Raw genomic sequence first — 2,598 nt, forward strand, 5'->3', positions numbered from 1 at the left:
GCACCGCCCCATTCGCGGCTGCCGCCGCTCCTACAGGCGCTGCGGGTGCGTGGCGGTTTGTGTAGGAGCGCCGGCAGGCGCGAATGCAGCGTCGATCCCCCGCGACCACGTCACTTGCCGCACCGCCCCATTCGCGGCTGCCGCCGCTCCTACAGGCGCTGCGGGTGCGTGGCGGTTTGTGTAGGAGCGCCGGCAGGCGCGAAGGCGGCGTCGATCCCCCGCGACCCCGTCACCCGCCGCACCGCCCCATTCGCGGCTGCCGCCGCTCCTACAGGGGCTGAGGACGCGTGGCGGTTTGTGTAGGAGCGCCGGCAGGCGCGAATGCAGCGTCGATCCCCCGCGACCACGTCACCCGCCGCACCGCCCCATTCGCGGCTGCCGCCGCTCCTACAGAACCACCACGGCCCCGAGGACGTAGAATCCCGACTCCCAAACCGGAGTTCACCATGTTCAGCCCCCTGCGTCCGATCTACCCCGTCGCCGGCATCCGCGAGATCGAGGACAAGCTCATCCCGAACGCCCGCCCGCCGCTGATGGAGCGCGCCGGGCGCGCCGCCGCGCAGGACGCGGTGCGGCTGATCATGGACCGCCCCGGGCCGATTTTGGTCGCCTGCGGCCCCGGCAACAACGGTGGCGACGGCTTCGTGATGGCGCGCCAGCTCGCCCAGGCCGGGCGCGAGGTGGTGGTCGCCTTCTGCAGCGCGGCCGAGCGCCTGCCGGCCGAGGCGGCGAAGGCGCATGCGGACTACCTCGCCGCCGGCGGCAGCATCGTCTCCGACCTCCCCGCCGCCCCGACCAACGGCTGGGCCCTGGTGGTCGACGCCCTCTTCGGCATCGGCCTCGGCCGCCCGATCGAGGGCCGCTACGCGGCCTGGATCCAGACCCTCAACGCCCAGCCCTGCCCGCGCATGGCGCTCGACGTCCCGAGCGGGCTCGACGCCGACACCGGCAGCCCGCTCGGCGCCACCTTCCGCGCCACCCACACGACCACCTTCATCGCCCTCAAGCCCGGCCTGCTCACCAACGACGGCCCCGACCACTGCGGCGAGATCAGCGTGCAGCGCATCGACATCGACGCCGCCGCGTGGCTGCCGGCGCACGGCCACGCGGTCGCCCCCTCGCTGTTCCGCCACCTGCTGCAGCCGCGCCCGCGCAACACCCATAAGGGCCTCTACGGCGACGCCGCCATCCTCGGCGGCCACGCCGGCATGGTCGGCGCCGCGCTGCTCGCGGGGCGCGCCGCGCTGTGGCTCGGCACCGGACGGGTGTATGTCGGCCTGCTCGACCCCGCCGGCCCGGCGGTCGACTTCGCCCACCCGGAGCTCATGCTGCGTCGTGCCGACACCCTGCCCGAACGCCTCAGCGCGCTCGCGATCGGGCCCGGCCTGGGCACCGAGCACGCTTCTGCCGCCGCGCTCGCCAACGCGCTGGCGCGCCCGATCCCGCTCCTGCTCGACGCCGACGCGCTCAACCTCGTCGCCGGCGATGCCACGCTGCGCCAGGCGCTGTGCGCCCGCGGCACCGCCACCGTGCTCACCCCCCACCCCGCCGAGGCGGCCCGCCTGCTCGGCACCGACACCGCAAGCGTGCAGGCCGACCGCCTGCGTGCCGCGCTCGAGCTCGCCCGCCGCTACCGCGCCCTGATCGTGCTCAAGGGCTGCGGCAGCATCGTCGCCACGCCCGACGAGCGCTGGTTCATCAACGGCAGCGGTCACTCCGGGATGGCGAGCGCAGGCATGGGCGACGTGCTGAGCGGCCTCGTGACCGCCCTGCTCGCCCAGGGCTGGCCGCCCGAATCCGCCTTGATCGCGGGGGTCCACCTGCACGGCGCGGCGGCCAGCCGGCTCGCGCGCGAGGGCATCGGCCCGGTGGGGCTTACGGCGAGCGAGACCATCGACGCCGCTCGCGGCGTCTTCAACGGCTGGCTGATCGAGGCGCAGAACGCCGCGCTGGGAGCGGCCACGCCGATGCGCCCGGGGGCGATCCGCTGAGGCCGGCGATCAGTCGACGTCCTCCACGCACACGCCCTCCTCCTCCACGAGGCATTCCGGCAAGACCGCCGCGCCGCGCGTACGCACGACCCGGTCGCGCGCCGCCACCGGCATCCCGCGCGGGAGCAGCAGCCAAAGGCGGCCGCGCTCCTTCATGCGTGCCGCCTGAGCGAAGGCGCGGCTGCCCAGGCCCCAGAAATAGTCCGCCCGCACCGCGCCGCGGATCGCTCCGCCGGTATCCTGCGCGAGCACCAGCCGGTTGAGCGGTCTATCCCCGCGCGGAAGCGTGGTGGCGACAAAGACCGGGAAACCCAGCGGCATCGTGCGTGGATCCACCGCCACCGAGCGTCCGGCGGTGAGTGGCACCCCCAGGGCGCCGACCGGCCCCTCCGGCGCATCCGCGAGGGCGCGGAAGAAGATGTAGCTCGGATCGTCCTCGATCGCCGCCACCGTCGCCGGGCTGGGCTGCGGGAAGCGCATCACCTCCTCGACCGCCAGCGCTTCTGGCTCGACCGCCACGACCGGCGCCGGCACGCCTGCGGCTGCCCCGGCCGCGGGCGCATCGACGCGAGGCGCCGGGCTCGTTGCGGACGGCGCGCCCGGGCGG

General features: G+C 75.0%; 2 protein-coding genes. One reads left to right on the top strand and one right to left on the bottom strand.

Going from position 1 to position 2,598, the window contains the following annotated elements:
* Positions 1 to 446 precede the first annotated feature (446 nt).
* On the top strand, positions 447 to 1,991 hold the full coding sequence (locus C667_RS22025) for a bifunctional ADP-dependent NAD(P)H-hydrate dehydratase/NAD(P)H-hydrate epimerase (protein ID WP_004385336.1): 1,545 nt from the start codon (positions 447 to 449) through the stop codon (positions 1,989 to 1,991).
* Between the two features lie 9 nt (positions 1,992 to 2,000).
* Here the strand turns inward: C667_RS22025 and C667_RS22030 are convergent.
* The coding region (locus C667_RS22030) for a 3D domain-containing protein (protein ID WP_211207748.1) at positions 2,001 to 2,598 on the bottom strand (598 nt) is incomplete at its 5' end.

Origin of the sequence: Thauera phenylacetica B4P (assembly GCF_000310225.1) — a bacterium.
GTDB lineage: Bacteria > Pseudomonadota > Gammaproteobacteria > Burkholderiales > Rhodocyclaceae > Thauera > Thauera phenylacetica.